Source organism: Mycobacterium sp. PS03-16 (assembly GCF_004570325.1).
GTDB lineage: Bacteria > Actinomycetota > Actinomycetes > Mycobacteriales > Mycobacteriaceae > Mycobacterium.
In genome coordinates this window covers 45970-65629 of sequence record NZ_SPQO01000004.1, presented here as the reverse complement: position 1 = coordinate 65629, position 19660 = coordinate 45970, and the positions used below count along the sequence as shown (strand labels likewise).

22 protein-coding genes and 1 tRNA gene are annotated in these 19660 nt (G+C 70.3%); 12 read left to right on the top strand and 11 right to left on the bottom strand.

What is annotated here, in order from left to right; genetic code table 11:
* Nucleotide 1: 1 nt before the first annotated feature.
* Together E4P42_RS04835 and E4P42_RS04830 are read right to left on the bottom strand one after the other, a co-directional pair.
* Nucleotides 2-799: a carbon-nitrogen hydrolase family protein gene (locus E4P42_RS04835; RefSeq protein ID WP_135123580.1), complete on the bottom strand. Its 798-nt coding sequence runs from the start codon at nt 797-799 to the stop codon at nt 2-4.
* A complete protein-coding gene (locus tag E4P42_RS04830) occupies nt 796-1566 on the bottom strand; it encodes an HpcH/HpaI aldolase/citrate lyase family protein (protein WP_135123578.1) in 771 nt (256 codons plus the stop codon). Before E4P42_RS04830 ends, E4P42_RS04835 begins: the two co-directional genes overlap by 4 nt.
* Before the next feature lie 122 nt (nt 1567-1688).
* On the opposite strand from E4P42_RS04830, the gene E4P42_RS04825 reads away from it, so the two are divergent.
* From E4P42_RS04825 to E4P42_RS04815, 3 genes are read left to right on the top strand one after another with little or no spacing between them, the layout of a single operon-like run.
* Nucleotides 1689-2381: a GntR family transcriptional regulator gene (locus E4P42_RS04825; protein WP_135123576.1), complete on the top strand. Its 693-nt coding sequence runs from the start codon at nt 1689-1691 to the stop codon at nt 2379-2381.
* A 47-nt stretch (nt 2382-2428) separates the two neighbouring features.
* Entirely contained in the window at nt 2429-2815 is a 387-nt protein-coding gene (locus E4P42_RS04820) for a metalloregulator ArsR/SmtB family transcription factor (protein WP_135123574.1), read from the top strand.
* Between the two features lie 4 nt (nt 2816-2819).
* Complete coding sequence (locus tag E4P42_RS04815; protein ID WP_135123572.1) at nt 2820-3818, top strand: cation diffusion facilitator family transporter; 999 nt, start codon at nt 2820-2822, stop codon at nt 3816-3818.
* A 43-nt stretch (nt 3819-3861) separates the two neighbouring features.
* Here the strand turns inward: E4P42_RS04815 and E4P42_RS04810 are convergent, their stop codons facing one another.
* The gene (locus E4P42_RS04810; RefSeq protein ID WP_135123570.1) at nt 3862-5127 is read right to left on the bottom strand and encodes an HNH endonuclease signature motif containing protein; all 1266 of its coding nucleotides are present in this window, start codon (nt 5125-5127) and stop codon (nt 3862-3864) included.
* Nucleotides 5128-5273: 146 nt separating this feature from the next.
* On the opposite strand from E4P42_RS04810, the gene E4P42_RS04805 reads away from it, so the two are divergent.
* A complete protein-coding gene (locus E4P42_RS04805) occupies nt 5274-5780 on the top strand; it encodes a hypothetical protein (RefSeq protein ID WP_245233890.1) in 507 nt (168 codons plus the stop codon).
* A gap of 131 nt (nt 5781-5911) precedes the next feature.
* On the opposite strand, the gene E4P42_RS04800 is transcribed toward E4P42_RS04805, so the two are convergent.
* The 3 genes from E4P42_RS04800 to pgm all read right to left on the bottom strand — a co-directional run bounded on the left by E4P42_RS04800 (nt 5912) and on the right by pgm (nt 8957).
* Nucleotides 5912-5984, bottom strand: a tRNA-Ala gene (locus E4P42_RS04800).
* 56 nt (nt 5985-6040) lie between these two features.
* A complete protein-coding gene (locus tag E4P42_RS04795) occupies nt 6041-7309 on the bottom strand; it encodes an MFS transporter (RefSeq protein ID WP_135123565.1) in 1269 nt (422 codons plus the stop codon).
* Nucleotides 7310-7322: 13 nt separating this feature from the next.
* Nucleotides 7323-8957, bottom strand: a complete 1635-nt coding sequence (pgm, locus tag E4P42_RS04790) for a phosphoglucomutase (alpha-D-glucose-1,6-bisphosphate-dependent) (RefSeq protein WP_135123562.1) — start codon at nt 8955-8957, stop codon at nt 7323-7325.
* Nucleotides 8958-9029: 72 nt separating this feature from the next.
* Here pgm and crcB (E4P42_RS04785) point away from each other — a divergent pair, with 72 nt between their 5' ends.
* The 6 genes from crcB (E4P42_RS04785) to mbtN are packed head-to-tail and all read left to right on the top strand — an operon-like array spanning nt 9030 to nt 13868.
* Nucleotides 9030-9428, top strand: coding sequence for a fluoride efflux transporter CrcB (gene crcB / locus E4P42_RS04785; RefSeq protein ID WP_135123561.1), 399 nt, complete (start codon nt 9030-9032; stop codon nt 9426-9428).
* Nucleotides 9425-9790 (top strand): fluoride efflux transporter CrcB, encoded by a 366-nt coding sequence (crcB, locus tag E4P42_RS04780; RefSeq protein WP_135123558.1) that lies wholly within the window; start codon nt 9425-9427, stop codon nt 9788-9790. The genes crcB (E4P42_RS04785) and crcB (E4P42_RS04780) overlap by 4 nt, the downstream gene beginning before the upstream one ends.
* Nucleotides 9787-10812, top strand: coding sequence for a DUF190 domain-containing protein (locus E4P42_RS04775; protein WP_135123556.1), 1026 nt, complete (start codon nt 9787-9789; stop codon nt 10810-10812). Before crcB (E4P42_RS04780) ends, E4P42_RS04775 begins: the two co-directional genes overlap by 4 nt.
* A gap of 52 nt (nt 10813-10864) precedes the next feature.
* On the top strand, nt 10865-11134 hold the full coding sequence (locus tag E4P42_RS04770; RefSeq protein WP_135123554.1) for an acyl carrier protein: 270 nt from the start codon (nt 10865-10867) through the stop codon (nt 11132-11134).
* 5 nt (nt 11135-11139) lie between these two features.
* Complete coding sequence (gene mbtM / locus E4P42_RS04765) at nt 11140-12702, top strand: long-chain-fatty acid--ACP ligase MbtM (RefSeq protein WP_209305701.1); 1563 nt, start codon at nt 11140-11142, stop codon at nt 12700-12702.
* Nucleotides 12699-13868, top strand: coding sequence for a mycobactin biosynthesis acyl-ACP dehydrogenase MbtN (gene mbtN / locus E4P42_RS04760; protein WP_135123550.1), 1170 nt, complete (start codon nt 12699-12701; stop codon nt 13866-13868). The genes mbtM and mbtN overlap by 4 nt, the downstream gene beginning before the upstream one ends.
* Here mbtN and E4P42_RS04755 read toward each other — a convergent pair.
* Nucleotides 13865-14500 (bottom strand): GNAT family N-acetyltransferase, encoded by a 636-nt coding sequence (locus E4P42_RS04755; protein WP_167759364.1) that lies wholly within the window; start codon nt 14498-14500, stop codon nt 13865-13867. The genes mbtN and E4P42_RS04755 overlap by 4 nt on opposite strands.
* A gap of 107 nt (nt 14501-14607) precedes the next feature.
* Here E4P42_RS04755 and E4P42_RS04750 point away from each other — a divergent pair, with 107 nt between their 5' ends.
* Entirely contained in the window at nt 14608-15969 is a 1362-nt protein-coding gene (locus E4P42_RS04750; protein WP_135123546.1) for a CHAD domain-containing protein, read from the top strand.
* Here E4P42_RS04750 and E4P42_RS04745 read toward each other — a convergent pair.
* On the bottom strand, nt 15959-16831 hold the full coding sequence (locus tag E4P42_RS04745; RefSeq protein ID WP_135123544.1) for an LLM class F420-dependent oxidoreductase: 873 nt from the start codon (nt 16829-16831) through the stop codon (nt 15959-15961). The two genes, E4P42_RS04750 and E4P42_RS04745, sit on opposite strands and share 11 nt — an antisense overlap.
* Before the next feature lie 12 nt (nt 16832-16843).
* A complete protein-coding gene (locus E4P42_RS04740) occupies nt 16844-17269 on the bottom strand; it encodes a hypothetical protein (RefSeq protein WP_135123542.1) in 426 nt (141 codons plus the stop codon).
* Between the two features lie 42 nt (nt 17270-17311).
* On the opposite strand from E4P42_RS04740, the gene E4P42_RS26915 reads away from it, so the two are divergent.
* Nucleotides 17312-17509 (top strand): hypothetical protein, encoded by a 198-nt coding sequence (locus E4P42_RS26915; RefSeq protein WP_167759363.1) that lies wholly within the window; start codon nt 17312-17314, stop codon nt 17507-17509.
* A gap of 3 nt (nt 17510-17512) precedes the next feature.
* On the opposite strand, the gene E4P42_RS04730 is transcribed toward E4P42_RS26915, so the two are convergent.
* Both E4P42_RS04730 and E4P42_RS04725 read right to left on the bottom strand, forming a co-directional pair.
* Nucleotides 17513-18211 (bottom strand): proteasome protein, encoded by a 699-nt coding sequence (locus tag E4P42_RS04730; RefSeq protein ID WP_135123538.1) that lies wholly within the window; start codon nt 18209-18211, stop codon nt 17513-17515.
* The gene (locus E4P42_RS04725; RefSeq protein WP_209305694.1) at nt 18208-19629 is read right to left on the bottom strand and encodes a cytochrome P450; all 1422 of its coding nucleotides are present in this window, start codon (nt 19627-19629) and stop codon (nt 18208-18210) included. Before E4P42_RS04725 ends, E4P42_RS04730 begins: the two co-directional genes overlap by 4 nt.
* Between the last annotated feature and the right edge of the window lie 31 nt (nt 19630-19660).

Genomic DNA, 19660 nt, shown 5'->3' with positions numbered 1-19660 from the left:
GTCATGCCTCCGGCTGGACGCGGTAGCGCCGGAGTGTGAGGGCCGGATTGACCGTGCGCACGCTGTCGAGCCGGCTGCGCTCCAGGCGGGCCACCCCGATCCCGGCGGCTTCACCCAGGGCGGCCAGCGGGATGCCCATCGGGTCGAGGATCACGCTGTTGCCCGACCCGGCGGGGGCGATCTGGTCGGCGGCGAGCACGAACACGGTGTTCTCGATGGCCCGCGCCCGCAGCAGGGTGTTCCAGTGGTACTCCTTGAGCGGTCCGGGAACCCATTCGGCGGGCAGCGCGATCACGTCGGCACCCGCGTCGACCAAGGCGCGCGAGGTCTCCGGGAAGCGCAGGTCGTAACACGTCTGCATGCCGACGGTGAAACCGTTGACCTTCAGCAGCTGCGGCGTCGACGGGTCGGCGGCGATGACGCGGTCGGATTCCTTGTATCCGAACGCGTCGTAGAGGTGGACCTTGCGGTACACCGCGGCGACCTTGCCGTCCTGGATTCCGACCAGGCAGTTGTGGATCTTGCCGTTCTCGGCGGTCTCGTTCACGCCGGCGATGACGGTCAGGTTCAGCTCGGCGGCGGCCTGCGCGAGGCGGGTCACCGAGGGCCCGTCCAGCGACTCGGCGGTCTCGACGAAGCGGTCGTCCATCGTGGGGACGGTGAACACCGCGTACTCGGGGAGCACCACCAGCTCGGCTCCGCGCTCGGCCGCCTGCCCCAGCAGGTCGATCATCGCCTCGACGTTCGCCGCCTTGTCTTCGGACGGGGCGAACTGCGCAATGGCGGCGGTCAAACTCATCGGGTGCTCCTCACGTCGTCCTGGATCTTCTGAAGGCTCTGCCGGATGGCGGTGAACCCGGTCAGCATGGCCCCGTACTGCATGGCGGCCACAATCGTGTGTGCCCCCTCCTCCACGGCCAGCTGCTGCTCGGCGGCACTCCAGGCCGGAAGCAGCCACGGCTTCCCGGCGGCGTTGGCCGCGCGTGCGAGGTGGCGCAGGTCGGTGAGGTCGGCGTCGGTGACGCTGTAGGCGCCGCGGTCCCGGCGCAACGACAGGTCCGACGGTCCCACGAAGATCCCGTCGACCATCGGCAGGTCGAGGATCTTCTTGATGTCGTCGAACGCGGACGCATCCTCGATCATCGGGTAGCAGTGCGTCTGGCGGTCCTGAATCGCGACCCAGTCGTCGGTGAACCCCTTGTAGCCGGTGGTCCGTCCGCCGGCGAAGGACCGGTCGCCCAGCGGCGGAAACTTGGCGAACCCGCAGATCTCCGCGGCGTGTTCGGCGGAGGTGATGTGCGGGATCGCCACCGCGTCGGCGCCGAAGTCGAGCGCCTGCTGGATCGGGCCGCGCTCGGGGCCGAGCACCTTGGCGATCACGCGCATGCCCTTGGCGCGGATGAACGGGATGATCCAGTCGAGTTCACGCAGGTCGAACAGGCCGTGCTCGATGTCGAGGACCACGGTGTCGTAGCCGGCGAGGAAGCCCATCTCCACGGCCGCCGCAGAAGGTTCGGTGAGCCAGATGGACACCGGCGGGTGCTGGTTCTCGGGCGGGGATGTCATCGGTGATTCCTCTTCTCGGGTGACTGGACTCTCAATGAGTCGAGTGGACGACCTGGGACACAATATGTCGACAGCTTGTATACACGCGGAGTACAAGCCGTGTAAATGGTTGAATACTAAGCATGTCCCGCGAGGGCCGCACGGTGGCGGCCGAGATCAAGACGTCCGCCGGCCAACGTGCCTACACGTGGATCCGCGACGCAATCCTCAAGGGCGAGTTCGCGGAGGGCGAGTTCATCGACGAGGTCGCGCTGGCCGCGCGGGTGGGCACGTCACGCACCCCGGTCCGCGAGGCGCTGCAGCGGCTGCAGGTGGAGCGCTACGTCGACCTGGTGCCGCGCCGCGGCGCGCAGGTCCGCGTGGTGACCGCGGTGGAGATGCGGGAGATCTACCAGGCGCGGTTCGTGCTCGAATCCGACGCGCTGCGGACGATCTGCCAGCGTCAGGCCGGCGTGCCGGAGAGTGCCCGCGCACTCGTCGCCGACATGGAGGACGCGGGCCGCGCCCACGACTGGAACCGGTTCTCGCAATTGGACCAGCTGTTCCACTCCGAGCTCGTCCGCCATCAGCGCAATGCGGTCATCGCCGAGCTCTACGACTCCCTGCAGCCCCGTCAGGTCCGGCTGGGCACGCGCACGCTCACCGAGGCGCCGTCACGCCTGGCCATCATCGAGCACGAGCACCGGGACCTGATCGAGGCGATCGACCGGCACGATGTCGAGGCCAGCGTCGAGGTGCTGCGGCGGCATCTGCGAGAGATCCCCGAGCTGGTGGACGCGTTCTCCGGCCGCCGCGGGGCCGCAGGAAGCCCGTAGTCGCGCGGTCCTCGTTTCCGGGTCGCCTGCTGGCCTATTATCTGCGTATGAATGCAGATAAGCATCGACCCATCGCCGAGGACCAGGTCCGGCTGGTGGTGGAGGTGCTGCGCATGCTGGCCGACCCCACCCGCATCCAGCTGTTGTGGGCGTTGACCGACGATGAGATGTCGGTCAACGAGCTCGCCGAGGCCATCGGCAAACCCGCGCCGTCGGTCTCGCAGCACCTGGCGAAACTGCGGATGGCGCGGCTGGTCCGCACGCGCCGGGCGGGAACTACCATCTTCTACAGCCTGGAGAACGAGCACGTCCGCCAGCTGGTCACCGACGCGGTGTACAACGCCGAGCACGCCGGCCCCGGCGTACCGCCGCACCACCGCGGAGACGCTGCGCTGCGGCCACTTCCGAGCCATCGATCCGCGCGAAAGGCCTAGCGGGATGACGCATTCCTCGCACCACGCGCACCCACATCGCCGGGGATTCCGGGGCGCGGTCGCCGAGGTGTTCGCGCCGCACTCGCACGACACCGCCGACAGCGTGGACGGTGCGCTGGAGTCGTCGGCGGCCGGCATCCGCGCCGTGAAAATCAGCCTGCTGGTGCTGGGCGCCACCGCGGTGGCGCAGGCGGCGATCGTCGCCGCGTCGGGGTCGGTCGCGCTGGCCGCGGACACCATTCACAATTTCTCCGATGCGTTGACCGCGGTGCCGTTGTGGATCGCGTTCGCAGTGGGCGGCCGGGCCGCGACGCGCCGCTACACCTACGGATTCGGCCGGGTCGAGGACCTCGCCGGGCTGTTCGTGGTCGCGATGATCACGCTGTCGGCGGTCGTTGCCGGGTACGAGGCCGTGCGACGGCTCGTCGACCCGCAGCCCATCGAGCATCTCGGCTGGGTGGCGCTCGCGGGGCTGGTCGGCTTCGTCGGCAACGAGTGGGTTGCGCTGTACCGCATCAAGATCGGCCGACGGATCGGCTCAGCCGCGCTGGTCGCGGACGGTCTGCACGCGCGCACAGACGGGTTCACGTCGCTCGCCGTACTGCTCAGTGCGGGCGGGGTCGCGCTGGGCTTCCCGCTGGCCGATCCGATCGTCGGTCTGGTGATCACGGTGGCGATCCTGGCGGTGTTGCGCACCGCCGCACGCGATGTGTTCCGCCGCCTGCTCGACGGTGTCGATCCGCAGCTGGTCGCCACCGCCGAACGCACGCTCGCCGACCAACCGGGCGTGCGGTCGGTGCGCAGCGTGCGGATGCGCTGGATCGGTCACCGTCTGCACGCCGACGCCGAACTCGACGTCGACCCCGGCCTCACGCTGAGCGAGGCGCACCGCGTCGCGCACCGCGCCGAACACGAGCTGAGCCATGCGGTTCCAAAGCTGGAGACCGCGCTGATCCACGCCTATCCGGCGGGCGACCACGCGCATTCAGCCGGGCATTCCTAGCCGCTGCCGTCCGCCGACGGGAAGGGCCCGCCAGGTCGTCGACCTAGTTGGTCGATGGTGGTGGGTGTGGTTCGAAGGGGCGGTACCACCACCAACCCATGCGTTCCCCGGTGGGGCCGGCATACGGCGGGACCGCCGGGGCTGGTGTGGTGGGTGGACGGGCCAGCGACCCCGCGCGTAGTGGTCGGCCGTCGTCGTCGGTGACGGTCAGGCGGCCGGCGGTGCCGCTGATGGTGATGACGCCGCGGTGATGCAGCCGGTGGTGGTACGGGCACACCAGCACCAAATTGTCGACGTCGGTGGGGCCGCCGTCCTGCCAATGCCGAATGTGATGGGCATGCAAACCCCGCGTCGCACCACACCCGGGGACCACGCAGCAGCGGTCCCGATGCTCCAACGCGCGGCGCAGCCGACGGTTGATGCCGCGCGTGGACCGTCCGGCGCCGAGGGGTTGGCCGTCGCGTTCGAACCACGCCTGGAATGTGGCGTCACACAACAGGAAGGCGCGGTCCTCATCGGACAGCATCGGCCCCAGGTGCACTCCCGCGGCTGGCTTGTCCACATCGAGGTGCACGAGCACGGTGGTGCGCTGCCCATGCGGGCGCCGAGCGACGTCGGTGTCCCAGCCGGCCTCGATGAGGCTCATGAACGCGTCCACCGTGGTCGGGAACGAGGGTGCCTGCTCGGGCGGCCGGCCGCGCGCATCCACGCCGTGCGCGTCGTACTCGGCGTCGTGGTCGCGCTTCCAGTCAGCGATCAACCCGTCCCGATGCGACTGCAACGCGGCGTCGAATTTGGCCGCCTCCAGTGTGGTGAGCCGGATCCGCCACGTCGTGTAATCCCCGTCCTCATGCTTGGCGATCCAGGACTCGGGTTCGGGTTTCGGCTTCGGTTGCGGGCGGGGTTCGAGTTTGACCATGGTGCGCAGCTGGGTGACCGTCGCGTGCTGCGCCAACTCCACATAGTGCTCATCGGATCCCTCGGCGGCGCCTTTGGCAATCACGCCGACCTGATCCAGCGACAGCCGACCCTCCCGCAGCGCCTCAGCGCAGCGCGGGAACTGCTCGAGCCGATGCGCCACCGCCACCATGGTCTCGGCGTTACTCGGCGAGGTGCCCGTCTTCCACGCCACCAGTGACGCGATGGATCGGCACCCGGTGGCACCCCACAACCCGGCACCGTCGATCTCGGCCACGATCTCCGCCAGCCGGCCATCGATCGCATTGCGCTGACCGCACAGTTCCGACATCTCCTCGAACAACAGCCCAAGGCGTTCCTGCGGAAGCAAAACCGTTGCGGTCGAGGACATGAACCCATCAAAACAGAGGGGTACGACATCGAGTCCGTGTCATCGATCGCGGCGACCAACTGCCTCGATGAACGCTCACGGTCTCGCTTAGTGGACACCGCTTCGGGTATGACACGAGCATGCTCCGACACTCGCTGTACGAAGGATTGATCGCCGGGACGGCGGGCGTAGTCGTGATGACGGTGGGCGAGAAATTGGAACAACGATTGACCGGCCGACCTGACTCCTACGTACCCGCTCGGGTTTTCGAGCGACTCACGGGAAGGGCCGAGTCACCGCGCGAACAGCCCCGCTCGTTCAACTGGCTGATGCACTTCGGGCAGGGTGCGCTGCTGGGCGTGCTGCGATCGGTGATGGCCGAGGTCGGTCTCCGCGGACCGCTGTCCTCGGCGAAATTCACTGTTGTGCGGTTGACCAATGATCAGATCCTCGAAAACGCCACCGGAGTGGGGGCACCACCGCAGACCTGGCCGCGCGGCGAGCTGGTCCTCGACGTCTTTCACAAAGCGGTGTACGGCTTCACCACGGGCGCCGTCGCCGATGCCCTCGCCGCGCGACGCGGCCCTGGCCCCGGACAGCGCCACGCCGAGCAGCGAACCGGCCGGCGTAGCGATGTCGGCCCGTTGGCGCGCGAACGCTCGATGAGCCGCTGAGATCGGTCGCCAGGTAATCATCCTTATCCCTGACCGCCGGCTCGGCCTCACCACCTGACCTACAGCTCCGTGGCGGACCCAGAACGACAAGAAACCCCATTCCAACGTGGTCGGAATGGGGTTCTCAGAAGTGGAGCTAAGGGGATTCGAACCCCTGACCCCCACACTGCCAGTGTGGTGCGCTACCAACTGCGCCATAGCCCCGTGATGTCGTGCTCATCGAAGTTACACCACGACCGGTGGCCGCTCAAAATCGCTGCTCACGGCACTTCACCGCCGGCTTCGGGCCCGAGCGGACGCGCCGGCGTGTGCCCGGTGGACGGCCGCGGCCGGGTCTCCGGCGCGAACACCCAGAACACCGCCGCGATCGCGAGGATCAGCCCGCTGATCAGAAACGCCCACCCGAACGAGGTGTACTGCGCGATCAGGCCGACCAGCAGCGATCCACCGATCGAGCCGAAATCGGCCATCATCTGGAACGTCGCGACCGCGGTGCCGCCGCGCGACTTGTTGCCCACCACGTCGGCGACCGCGGCCTGCTGCGGTGAGACGAAGATCCCGGTGGCCGCACCCGCGACGTAGGCCGCGGCGAAGAACACCGGCAGCGATGTGGTGAACCCCACCAACGCGGTCGACACCGCCGCCAGCGCCAGCCCGAAGATCAGCAGCTTGCGCCGCCCCAGCCGGTCCGACAGATAGCCGCTCGGGATGACCACCGAGATGTTGCCCACCGCGAACGCGGTCAGTGCCAGCCCGGCCGCCGCGGGCCCCCGGCCCAGCACCTCGACGATGAACAGCGGCACCAGAGCGATGCGCAACCCGAACGACGCCCACCCGGTCGCGAAGTTCGAGAACAGCGCCGCCTGGTACGCCCGGTGCCGGAACACCGTGCGGAACGGCACGGGCGTCCCGGTGTCCTCATCGGATTGCGCCACCACCGCGGAGTTGCGCAGGCTGACGAACACCACGGTGGCGGCCACCAGCAGCGCGGCGCCGTAGATCACGAACGGCGCCGCCAGACCGAAGCCCGCCGTGAGGCTGCCCAGGATGGGTCCGCCCACCGAACCGACCATGAATCCCGACGAGAACAGCCCGGCCGCGCGCCCGCGGGCGTCCGGCGGCGAGATCCGGATCATCAACCCCAGCGACGACACCGTGAACATCGCCGACCCGACCCCACCCAGCGAGCGGAACAGCAACAGCTGCCAGTACGTGTCCGCGAACGCGCACGCCGCGGTGGACAGCGCCACGATGATCAGGCCACTGATGTAGACCCGCCGCTCCCCCAGCCGCTGCACCAGCAGGCCCGCGCCGGGCGCGCCGATCAGGCGCATCACCGCGAACGCGGTGACGACGAACGTCGCTGCCGCGATGCTGACGCCGAAGTGCCGCGCGTACTGCGGCAGCACCGGGGCCACCACCCCGTATCCCAGCGCCACCACGACGTTGGCGACGACGAGCACCCAGACTTCGCGGGGCAGGCGTTGCTTCGGCGGCGCCGAACAGTCCCCCTCGGAGACCGAACTCAACAGATGACCGAACTCAAGAGATGACCTTGTTCACCACTTCGCGCGCCGCCTCCTGCACCTCCGTGAGGTGTTCGGCACCTCGGAAGGACTCCGCGTAGATCTTGTAGACGTCTTCGGTTCCCGAGGGTCGCGCGGCGAACCAGGCGTTCTCGGTCGTCACCTTCAACCCGCCCAGCGGGGCGTTATTCCCCGGGGCGGCGGTCAGCTTGGCGGTGATGGGCTCACCGGCCAGTTCGGTGGCGGTCACCTGATCGGGCGACAGCTTGCCCAGCCGGGCCTTCTGCTCGCGGTCGGCGGGCGCGTCGATCCGCGCGTACGTCGGCGCCCCGTACTTCTCGGCCAGCTCGGCGTAGCGCTGCGACGGCGTCTGTCCGGTCACCGCCACGATCTCCGAGGCCAGCAGCGCGAGGATGATGCCGTCCTTGTCGGTGGTCCACACCGACCCGTCGGTGCGCAGGAACGACGCCCCCGCGCTCTCCTCGCCACCGAAACCGATGCTGCCGCTGATCAATCCGTCGACGAACCACTTGAAACCGACCGGCACCTCGATCAGCGTGCGGCCCAGCCCGGCCACCACCCGGTCGATGATCGACGAGCTCACCGCGGTCTTGCCGACGGCGGTGCTGCCCGGCCAGTCCGGCCGGTGGGTGTAGAGGTAGTCGATCGCGACGGCGAGGTAGTGGTTGGGGTTGAGCAGGCCACCGTCAGGGGTGACGATGCCGTGGCGGTCGGAGTCGGCATCGTTGCCGGTGGCGATCTGATACTCGTCCCGGTTCGCGATCAGCGAGGCCATCGCGTTGGGCGAGCTGCAGTCCATCCGGATCTTGCCGTCGGTGTCGAGCGTCATGAACCGCCAGGTGGCGTCGACCAGCGGATTCACCACGGTCAGGTTCAACCCGTGGCGTTCGGCGATGGCACCCCAGTAGTCGACACTCGCCCCGCCGAGCGGGTCGGCGCCGATGCGCACGCCTTCGGCGCGGATGGCGTGCAGGTCCACCACGTTCGGCAGATCGCCGACGTAGGCGTTGAGGTAGTCGTGACGCTGCGCGGTCCCGACCGCCTTGGCCAGCGGGACGCGCTTCACGTCGCGCAGGCCGCCGCGCAGGATTTCGTTGGCTCGCTTGGCGATGACGCCGGTGGCGTCGGTGTCGGCGGGGCCGCCGTTGGGCGGGTTGTACTTGAACCCACCGTCGCGGGGCGGGTTGTGCGACGGGGTGACGACGATTCCGTCGGCGAGACCGCTGTCCTTGCCGCGGTTGAAGCGCAGGATCGCGTGGCTGACCGCCGGCGTCGGGGTGTAGCGATCAGTCGAATCGATCATCGCGACAACGTCATTGGCGGCCAGCACCTCCAGCGCCGATGCCCACGCCGGCTCCGACAGCGCGTGGGTGTCCCGGCCGATGAACAGCGGGCCGGTGGTGCCCTGCGCGGCGCGGTACTCGACGATCGCCTGGGTGGTGGCCAGGATGTGCGCCTCGTTGAACGCCGCGTCCAGGCTCGAGCCGCGGTGCCCGGAGGTGCCGAACACCACCTGTTGCGCCACGTCGTCGGGGTCGGGCGCGACGGTGTAGTAAGCCGTCACCACTTTCGCCACGTCGATCAGGTCTTCGGGTTGCGCCGGCTGCCCGGCGCGGGGATTGGCCGCCATGGTCATCGATTCTGCTCCCTTGCGACGTGGCGTTGTCCGACGGTTCGGTGTATTCCCGCCATACTCTCGGTCATGCCTCGATTCGACGGTCGCGAACTGGCCGCGGTCTTCATCGGCGGCGCACTGGGCACACTGGCCCGCGCGGGTTTCGAGGAACTGGCCGCACCGGATCCCGGTCGCTGGCCGTGGCCGACGTTCACGGTCAACATCGTCGGCGCGTTCCTGCTCGGGTACTTCACCACCCGGCTGCTCGAACGGCTGCCGGTGTCGGCGTACCGCCGCCCGCTACTGGGCACCGGCCTGTGCGGCGGGCTCACCACGTTCTCGACGATGCAGGTCGAGACCGTCCGGATGCTCGAACACGGCCACGTGGCGCTCGCCGTTGGCTATACCGCCGCCAGCCTCGCGGCCGGGTTGTGCGCGGTGCTGCTCGCCACGGCGCTGGTGCGCCGGGTCCGGTTGCGGCGGTGACCGCGGCGCTGTGGGTGGGCGTGCTGCTCGCCGGTGGCGCGGGCGCGGTCTGCCGGTTCCTGGTCGACCGGGCGGTCACCGCCCGGCTGTCGCGGCCGTTCCCACTGGGCACCCTGGTGGTCAACGTCAGTGGGGCGCTACTGCTCGGCGTCCTCGGCGGCCTGGCGCTCAGCCCGGCCGTCGCGCTGCTGGCCGGCACCGCGTTCGTCGGGTCCTACACCACGTTCTCGACGTGGATGCTCGAGACGCAGCGCCTCGCCGAGGAACGTCGCATCGCACCGGCGGTCGCGAACCTCGTCGTCAGTGTGGTGGCCGGGTTGGCGGCGGCGTGGCTCGGCCTGTTCCTGGGCGGGCGACTGTGAACCACGATCTGCTCAAACTGACCGCCTACTTCGGTGAGCGTCAACGCAGCGGGGCGCAGTTCACCGCCGATGCGCTGCTCGGCCTGCTCGCCGACTCGGCGGTGGCCACCAGCATCGTGGTGCGCGGGATCGCCGGCTTCGGGCCGAAACACGAGCTGCGCACCGACGTCACGCTGAGCGCGTCGGAGGACCCACCGATCGCGGTGGCCGCCGTCGACCGGCCCGAGGTGCTGGCCCCGCTGGCGTCCGCGGTGGCCGATCTGGTGTCCCGCGGTCTGGTGACCCTGGAACGGGCCCGTTCGGCGGACCCGCTGAGGCCGGCGGGGCGGTCGGTCAAGGTCACCGCCTACGTCGACCGTGGTGCGCGGGTCACGGGCGCACCGGCCCATGTCGCGGTCTGCGCGCTGCTGCGCCGGCACGGCTTCTTCGGGGCCAGTGCGCTGCTGGGCGTCGACGGCACGGCCCACGGGCGGCGGGTGCGGGCGGCGTTCTTCAGCCGCAACGTCGCCGTACCGGCAATGGTCATCGGGGTGGGTCCCGACGCCGGCGCCGCCGCGGCGCTCGACGAACTCGCGGGCCTGCCGGCCGTCCGGATGCTCACCGTGGAGGCGGTGCACCTGTGCAAACTCGACGGCGCGCTGGTGTCGGTCCCACCCGCCACGGCGACACCGTGGCAGAAGCTGATGGTGCACACGTCGGCGTCCGCGCTGCACGACGGCATGCCGGTCCACCGGGCGCTCGTCGCGCAGCTGCGGGGCGTGCACTCCTCGGCGGGCGTCACGGCGCTGCGCGCGGTGTGGGGTTTTCAGGGCGAGTCGGAAGCGTTAGGGGACAGTGTGTTTCGCCTCGGCCGGCAGGTCCCGGTGACGACGATCGTCGTGGACAGCCCGGAACGGATCCGCGCCGGCTTTGCGGTGATCGATGCGCTCACCACTCGGCACGGCCTGGTCACCAGCGAACCGGTCCCGGCGGCGTTGTGGATGGACAGCGGGGTGCGGACGGGAGTTCTGCGAACCCCATGACCCCCGGTGGTAAGCCTAGCCTAACCTGAATATCGGGTGTACCGTCCGGCGCGTGCAATCGACTACTCCGGAGTCGGTCAGCGCGACGCTGACCGAGATCCTGCGTGACGACATGAACGTCGACATCCGCCGGGTGACCCGCGAGTCCCGCCTGATCGACGACGTCGGGCTGGACTCCGTCGCCTTCGCCGTCGGCATGGTGGCCATCGAAGACCGCCTCGGCGTCGCGCTCACCGAGGCAGACCTGCTCAGCTGCGACACGGTCGGCGACCTGGAAGCCGCCATCCTGGCCAAGGTCCCGTCCACGCGAACCACGCCGTGAATCCGCTGGCGTCAGCGCTCGCCGATGCGATGACGTCCAGCAGCCGTGACCTCGTTGTCCTCGATCCGGACGCCGGCGGCTGGACCCGTCATGCGTGGGTGCAGGTGCATGAACGCGCCGAGCGGATCGCGGTCCGCATCGGCGAGGACGGCGCAGGCGCCGTCGGACTGGTCGGCGACCCGACCGTCGCGCTGATCGCGGGCATCCCGGGCACCCTGTACGCGGGTGCGGCGCTGTCGATCCTGCCCGGACCGGTGCGGGGCGCGGACCTGGCGCAGTGGGCCCGGGCCACCGCCGACCGGTTCGCCGCCATCGGGGTGGGCACGGTGTTCACCCATGGCGCCCACCTACAGGCGCTGCGCGCGACGGGTGCACGCCTGCACATCCACGACGTCACGCAGGTCGCCGGCGGCCCGCAACCGGCGTTCGCCGCGCCCGCCGCGGTCGGGGACGTCGCGGTGCTGCAGGGCACCGCCGGGTCGACCGGCACACCGCGCACCGCCCAACTCTCCCCCGAGGCGGTCCTCAACAACCTGCGGGGCCTGCTCACCCGGGTGGACATCGGCGGCGACGACGTCGGGTGCTCCTGGCTGCCGCTCTACCACGACATGGGGCTGACCTTTCTCCTCACCGGCGCACTGGCCGGCGCCGAGGTGTGGCAGGCCCCGACCACGGCGTTCGCGACCTCCCCGTTCAGTTGGCTGCAATGGCTGACCGACAGCCGCGCAACCCTCACCGCGGCGCCCAACATGGCCTACGGGCTGCTCGGCAAGTACGCGAGCCGGCTCGGCGACGTGGACCTGGGCACGCTGCGGTTCGCGCTCAACGGCGGTGAGCCGGTCGACTGCGACGGCACCGCCCGCTTCGCCGCCGAGATGGGCAGGTTCGGATTCGACGCCGCGGCGCTCTCCCCCTCCTATGGGCTGGCCGAATCCTGCTGTGCGGTCACGGTTCCCCTCCTCGGGTCGGGACTCCAGGTCGACGAGGTGCACACCGGCGGGCACGGGGTGCGCAGGCACGCCGTGGTCGGCGAGGCGATCCCGGGTATGCAGGTGCGCATCTGCGCGACCGACGGACACCCCGGGGACATGGGCGGCCGCGAGGTCGGTGAGATCGAGATCCGCGGGTCGTCGATGATGACCGGCTATCTCGGCGAGGATCCACTGGTCGCCGAGAGCTGGTTTCCCACCGGTGATCTCGGCTACTTCGCCGACGGCGGACTGGTGGTGTGCGGTCGCGCCAAAGAGGTGATCACCGTCGCCGGGCGCAATATCTTCCCCGCCGAGGTGGAACGGGTCGCGGGTCAGGTGACCGGTGTGCGTGCGGGGGCCGTCGTCGCAGTGGGATCCGACGGCAGCGCCGTGCGCCCGGGCCTCGTGATCGCCGCGGAGTTCCGCGGCACCGACGAATCGGGCGCCCGCAGTGAGCTGGTGCAGAGGGTGGCCTCCGAATGCGGTGTGGTGCCGTCGGACGTCATATTCCTCCAACCCGGCGCGCTGCCCCGGACATCGTCCGGGAAGCTGCGCCGGCTGGACGTCAAACGGAGATTGGCGGAGGTGAACCGGTGACCCTGGCGACGGAGACCACCGACGACTACCTGAACCTGCTCGACCGGGTCTTCGACGAGCAGGTGACCGCCTGGACGGCTGAAGCCGAAGCGACCGAACGGTTTCCGCGTCACCTCATCGAACATCTCGGCAGGACGGGGGTGTTCGCGGAGAAATGGGGGGACAGTCAGCAGCCCGACGTGGCCAGGCTGATCGCGCTCGCCCTGGCGCTCGGCCGGCTGGGCTCGGCCGGGATCGGGGTCGGGGTCAGCCTGCACGACTCGGCGATCGCGCTGCTGCGTCGCTTCGCCAAGAACGACTACCTGCGCACCATCTGCGAACAGGCCATCCGCGGTGAGGCCGTGCTGTGCATCGGCGCCTCGGAGGAGTCGGGCGGATCGGACCTGCAGATCGTCGGTACCGAGATGCGGTCCGAGCGCGACGGATACACCGTGCGCGGGATCAAGAAGTTCGTGTCCCTGTCGCCGATCGCCGACCACATCATGGTGGTGGCGCGCAGCGTGGACCACGACCCGACCAGCCGGCACGGGAACGTCGCGGTGATCGCGGTGCCCACCAGCCAGGTGTGGGTCCAGCCGCCCTACCGCAAGGTGGGCGCCGGGCCGCTGGACACCGCGGCCGTGCACATCGACACCTGGGTCCCCGCTGACGCGCTGGTCGCTCGGCCCGGTACCGGCCTGGCGGCGATCTCGTGGGGGTTGGCCCACGAGCGGCTCTCGATCGCCGGCCAGGTCGCCGGCGCCTGTCAACGCGTCATCGGAATCACGTTGGCACGCATGATGAAACGCCGGCAGTTCGGCCACACCCTCTACGAGCATCAGGCGCTGCGGATGCGGATGGCCGACCTGCAGGCGCGGGTCGACATGCTGCGCTACGCGCTGGCGGGCATCGCCGCCGGGGGGCGCCTCGACCTGCGGGCGGCCGCGGCGATCAAGGTGAGCGCGGCGCGGCTCGGCGAAGAGGTGCTCTCGGAGTGCATGCACATCTTCGGCGGCTCGGGATATCTCACCGACGAGACACCGCTGGGGCACTGGTGGCGCGACATGAAGCTGGCGCGGGTGGGCGGCGGCACGGACGAGGTGCTGTGGGAGCTCGTCGCGGCGGCCATGCGGCCCGACTACGACGGCTACGCCGAGCTGATCAACTCACCCACCGGCGACGATTAGTCAGCCGGAGCGGGGGCGTCCTGCGGGGTGCGCGGCAGGGCGTAGAGCGCCATCCGTCGGTTGGCCATGTCGTGCTCGCCGAGGAATGTGCAGCCGGCGAACTCGCACACCCGGCGCGCGCCGCGGTTGCGATGATCCGGGTCGAACATGATGCGACGGCAGCGCTCCTCCTGTGCGAACACACTCGCCACCACCCGGGGAAGCAGCATCGGCGCGAAGCCGCGGTTGACGAAGTTCAAGTCCGCGATCGCCGCGTGGATGCCGATGTCGTAGGGGTCGGCGTCGTACCGCGGCGCGATCGAGTCCTTGGCCGCCCGGTACAGCTCGATGTAGGCCGCGTCGGTGCCCTCGTAGCTGCCGATGATCGGCAGGGAGTACTGCCCGTCGAGTTGGGCCTGCAGATAGCGCCGCCACCGCTGCGGCGGCCACGGGTACTCCCAGGCCTCGACGAGGTGCGGCCGGTTCATCCATTCGGAGACCATCTCAGCGTCGGTATCCGCGTCGGCGACCCGGAGCGCGAACGGCTCGGTCAGCAGTGGCAGGGGCGGCGCAGGCACCGCGCGCACCTCGTCGGAGATCGCTGTCAGCTCGCGCGCGAGTACCGGCTCGAGCGCCTCGTCGATGTCGGTCATCAGACGGGCCAGCCTACCCGAAGAGCCAGGTCATCTTAGGGTTACCTATATCCGCGCGGCACCGGAGCGGATGTTTCGCCGCCCCGGCGACCGGAAAGTCCTCCCCCATGCCTGAGCCGCACAACCACTGGGAGGTCGAACCCGGCTTTGCGCTCGAGAAACTGTGCACATCCACCGGAGCCGTGGAAGCGGACGACGTGCGGGACACCTACTACGACACCGCCGACGGCGACCTGCGTTGCTTCGGCGCCGCGTTGCGCCGACGGGAGCGCGACGGGTCGGTCAGCTGGCGCCTGGAGGCGCCTGGCACCGAACCCGTCGACGTCACCGTCCAACACGCCGACGGCCCCCCTGAGCAACTGGTCGCGATGCTCACCGGGATCCGCCACGGCAAGGCGGTGGCCGACGTGGCGACCGTGCACCGGACGCGGCGGACATACCGTCCGGCGGACGGGCTGACGCTCATCGACGAGCAGTACCGCGGCTCGGCCGGGCCGCAACTGCTGGCGTGGCGCCGGGTCAGCCTGGCGGGGAACGCCACCGACGCGAAGACGGCCCGGCAGCTGACCCGCCGACTCGAGAAGGCCGGCGCCCGGCAGGCGCCCGATGTCTCGCCGCTGCAACGCATCCTGCCGGCCAGGGGGGCTCCGGACGGCCGCCGCGACCCCATCACCGCGTACGTGGGCGACCAGATCGACGTGATCTTCGCCGGAGACGTCGGGCTGCGGCGCGGCGCCGACCCCATCCACGACACCCGGGTCGCGATCCGGCGGCTGCGCAGCACCCTGCGGGTGTTCGGCACGCTGTTCGACCCGTCGGCGGTCGGCAACCTGGACGACGAACTGAAGTGGTTCGCCGGCCTGCTCGGGGAGGTCCGCGACCGGCAGGTGCAACGCAGACGCTTCGCCGAGGTCCTCGACAGTTGGCCGCCCGAACTGGTTCTCGGCCCGGTCGCCGCGCGGATCGACGGCGACCTGCTCGGCGAGCAGACCATCGCCCGCCGCGCCGTCACCGAGGCGATGGACTCCCCGCGCTACCTCGAGCTGCTCGCGGTCCTGGCGCGCTGGCGGACCGACCCGCCGGTGCGGCGCACGGATGCCGCGACGCTGTCCAAGCGGGCCCGCCGTGCCGAACGCAAGGCCGACGAGCGGCTGGTGGCCGCCATCGAAACCCAGGACGGCGCCCAGCTGCACCGGGCCCGCAAGGCCGCCAAACGCGCGCGCTACGCCGCCGAACTACGAGCCCCCGCCGACCGGCGCGCGCAGCGAACCGCGAAGCGGTACAAGAAAGTACAACGCATTCTCGGTGACCATCAGGACAGCACGGTGGCCGCGGACATCCTGCGGCGGTTGGCACTCTCGGCGGGCACCACTCCCGGAGAGAACGGCTTCACCTTCGGGCTGCTCTACGCCCGCGAACAACAGATCGCCCACGACGCCCGCCGAAAGGCGCGGGCGCTCACCGGCTGACCGCGCGCCAGCGCTCGGCGAGTCCGGCGACCCAATCGGTGGCCGCGGCGGCGTCGCCGGGCGGGCTCTCCACCAGGACGAGTTCGTCGACGCCGGCGTCGGCCAGCCGGTCCGGGTCGCCGGGGCGCGGGTCGCGCAGCGCGACGGCGATCCGCAGGTCGCCGCGGTCGCGGCCGGCGTTGTCACACAGGTGGTTCAGGGTGTGCAGGCGCTGCGCGACGTCCTCGACGCCGTCGAGGTTGAAGCCGTACCAGCCGTCACCCCACGCGGCCACCCGGGCCAGCGCCGCGTCGCTGTTGCCGCCGACCACGATCGGCACCGCGGGACGTTCGAAGGGCTTGGGGTTGACGCGGACGGCGTCGAACGCCACGAACTCACCGCGAAACGACGCCACCTCGTCACGCCAGAGGGTGCGCATGGCGGCGACGTACTCGGCGGTGCGGGCGCCGCGGCGCGCGAACGGCACGCCGAGCGCGTCGAACTCCTCGCGGGACCAGCCGGTCCCGACGCCCAGGGTGAGCCGGCCGCTGCTGAGCGTGTCCAGCGACGCCGCCTGCTTGGCGGTCAGCACCGGATTGTGTTCGGGCAGCAGGAGAACGCCGGTCGCCAGACCGATCGTGGTGGTGACCGACGCGGCGAAGCTGAGCGCAACGACGGGGTCGAGCCAGTCGGCGACCGCGGGGACGGCGATGCGCCCGTCGTCGGAGTACGGGTAGCGCGACGCGCCGTCGTCGACCATCACCACGTGCTCTCCGCACCACAGGGTGGCGAAGCCGCAGTCCTCGGCGGCGACGGCCACCGCATCAATGACGTCGCGCCGTGCGCCGGTGCCGATTCCGAGCGCGTGTAATCCCAGGTGCATGCGCGCATGGTCTCACGCAGTCAGCAGGGCCGCCCCTCCGCCGACCAGCGCGATCACTTTGACCGCTTCGAACCCGACGTAGACCCAGTGTGCATGCGAGCGCGGCCCGTCGCCGCCGGCGAGCACCGCGTCCGAGCGCCGACTGAGCCGGGGCCGCACCAGCGCGACCTGGACGAGCAACATCGCGACCGCCACACCGGCGCCGATGACGGCACCCGTCGACCGCGACCCGACCACCAGGGCCACCACCACGACCGCCGCGAGCACGGCCTCACAACCGTTGAGCGCGCGGAACACCAACCGGCCGATCCCGAGGCCGATCTGCAGGCTCACGCCCGGCGCCCGGAACTTCAGCGGCGCCTCGAGGAACGAGATGGCCAGCACCATGCCCAACCACACGAAGATCGCGGCGACCGCCGCGGCCGAGGCTGCGTTCACATCCGGCAGACTATGCCAACGCGGACGTGCCAGGCTGGAGTCATGACCGACCGGGACCGGGTGGCCGAACTCCAGCGTTGGCAGGACAGCGGTGCGGTGTGGAGCGTGGTGACCCGCTCCGCGGACCGGGTGACGATCGCGCTGCTGCGCTGCGACGGCGGCGAGGAGGTCGACCGGTTCACCTCCGGCGATTCCGCACTGCTGCGGTTCGTCGGCGACCGCCGCGACAGCACGGAATGACGCTCAGCCGAACAGACCGTCGAGCGCCTTGCGCTCGAGTTCCTGCCACCGCCGCACATGGTCGCGAACCTCGTCGATCTCGGCGGGTTCGAGGTGGTGCGCGCCGTCGGGCGTGATCCGGCACAGGTCCATCGGGCCGCCGACCGTCGGCGAGGTCTCGTCGAGTGCGTCGAGCACCCGCAGCGCGGCCACGACGCCGTAGTCGACCGGGCGCTGGTCCATCCGGAAGTTCGCGAGCAGGGCCCGGGCCTGTTGCGCCAGCGGCGCGCCGCTGCCGACGGCGTGGAAACCGATGTCCTCGTAGTGGCCGATCAGCCCGTGCGGGTCGATGTCGACGATGAACGGCGCGCCGTTGGAGTAGCCAGCCGCCAGCACGTACGTCGCCGGGGTGGATCCGCTGCTCTGCTCGCCGGGGACGTCCTCGATGAAGTTCTCGTAGTGGTGCTTCAACACCGGGACCACGCGTTGCTGCATCGCACGTCCGACGTCGCGGGCCTCGACGATGGTCTCGGGTTGAGCGTCGAAGAGCTGCTCGAGGTCGAACAGCACCGCCCGCGAGCCGCTGCCGCCCCAGGCCGCGTGCCCGCCGAGGCCGTGCAGCTTCTGCGCCGGATACGTCAGACCCCGTGCGGGTTCGGTGATCTGCGAGTCGGCGGCGAGCACGATCCCGTCGGCGCAGCGCAGCGCGATGACGACCGTCACGGCGCCGCCACGCGATCACGCGGGGACACCTGCGCCCACACCGGCCCCGCGGCGACCGTGGTGTAGGGCGTCACGAGTGGGAAATCGTCACCCATCGAACAGATTTCGCTCGACCGGATCAGGGTGGCGAGCGCCAGCGTGGCCTCGAGCATCGCGAAATGCTGCCCGATGCAGGACCGCGGCCCGCCGGCGAACGGCACGAACTGCCAGCGGTCGCGGTCCTTGGCGTTCTCCGGGCTGAACCGGTCCGGGTCGAACTCCAGGGGCCGCTCCCACAGCGCCGGATCCCGGTGCACCGCATAGATTCCGATGCCGACGAGGCTGCCCTTTTCGACCCGGTAGCCGTCGATCGCCAGGTCGCGCAGCGCCAAGCGGCCGACGCCCGCGGCGGGCGGGCACAACCGCAGCGATTCGTTGAGCACCTGAACGGTGTAGCCCAGCCGCGACACGTCGTCGGGGGTCAGCAGGCGATCCCCGATCTCCGCCACCTCGGCCGCCACCCGCTCCTGCATCTCGGGATGGTGGCCCAATGCCCACAGCGCGTAGGTGAGCAGCGTGGCCGTGGTGTCGTGGCCGGCCAACATGAACACCAGAAGTTCGTTGCAGATGTCGTCGTCGCTCAGTGCCTCACCGGTCTCGGGGTCCCGCGCGGCGATCAGCGCCTGCACCAGCGGGGCGTCGCGGGTCGGGTCGGCGCGGCACGCCTGCAGGATCTCGGCCGTGACCGCCTTCATCGTCGCCACCGCGGCGGTGGCGCGGCGGCGCTGCGGGGTCTGCAGCCAGCGCGGCGCGCGGATCGGTTTGAGCGCGCGGTCGGCCGCATAGCCGGCCGCGACGGGCAGCGGGTCGGCGATCACGTCGGCGCGCGCATCGAGGTCCAGGCCCAGGATGGACCGCCCCAGCGAGCGCATTGTGAGCCGGCGGCACTCCACGTCCAGGTCGACGGTCGCAGCAGGGCCGGAATTCTCGTCGGCCCAGCCTTCGGCCACCATCTCCGCCGCCCGCGACATGTGCCCGCCGAACGTGCGCACGCTGGGTTTGGTGAACACCGGTTGCAGCGCGCGGCGGCGCGGGATCCACGGCACGTTGGGCAGCACGAACAGGCTCTTCCCGCCGAGGTCGCGTACCTCGTCGTGGACGCGGCACCGTTCGGCGACGGTGTGGTTTCGGGCGAGGACGTCGCGAATCCCCGCCGGGGACATCACCACGACGATCTGCGGGATCAGCCAGCGCGGTCCGAGCTTGAGCCGGATCACCGGGCCGGCGGCCTGCCGCAACACCTCCTGACCCGTGTGGAAGCCACGGACCAGGCCGAGCAGCTGCCGGTACGGCAGCGGGTTCTTCGGGGGCAGGGGCAGCGATCGGACGTCGACCGTCTCGTCCGCCACTGTCGTGTCGAGTGTGTCGCGGGAAGTCATCGCCTCCATCATCGCGGTCCGCGCCGCGGTG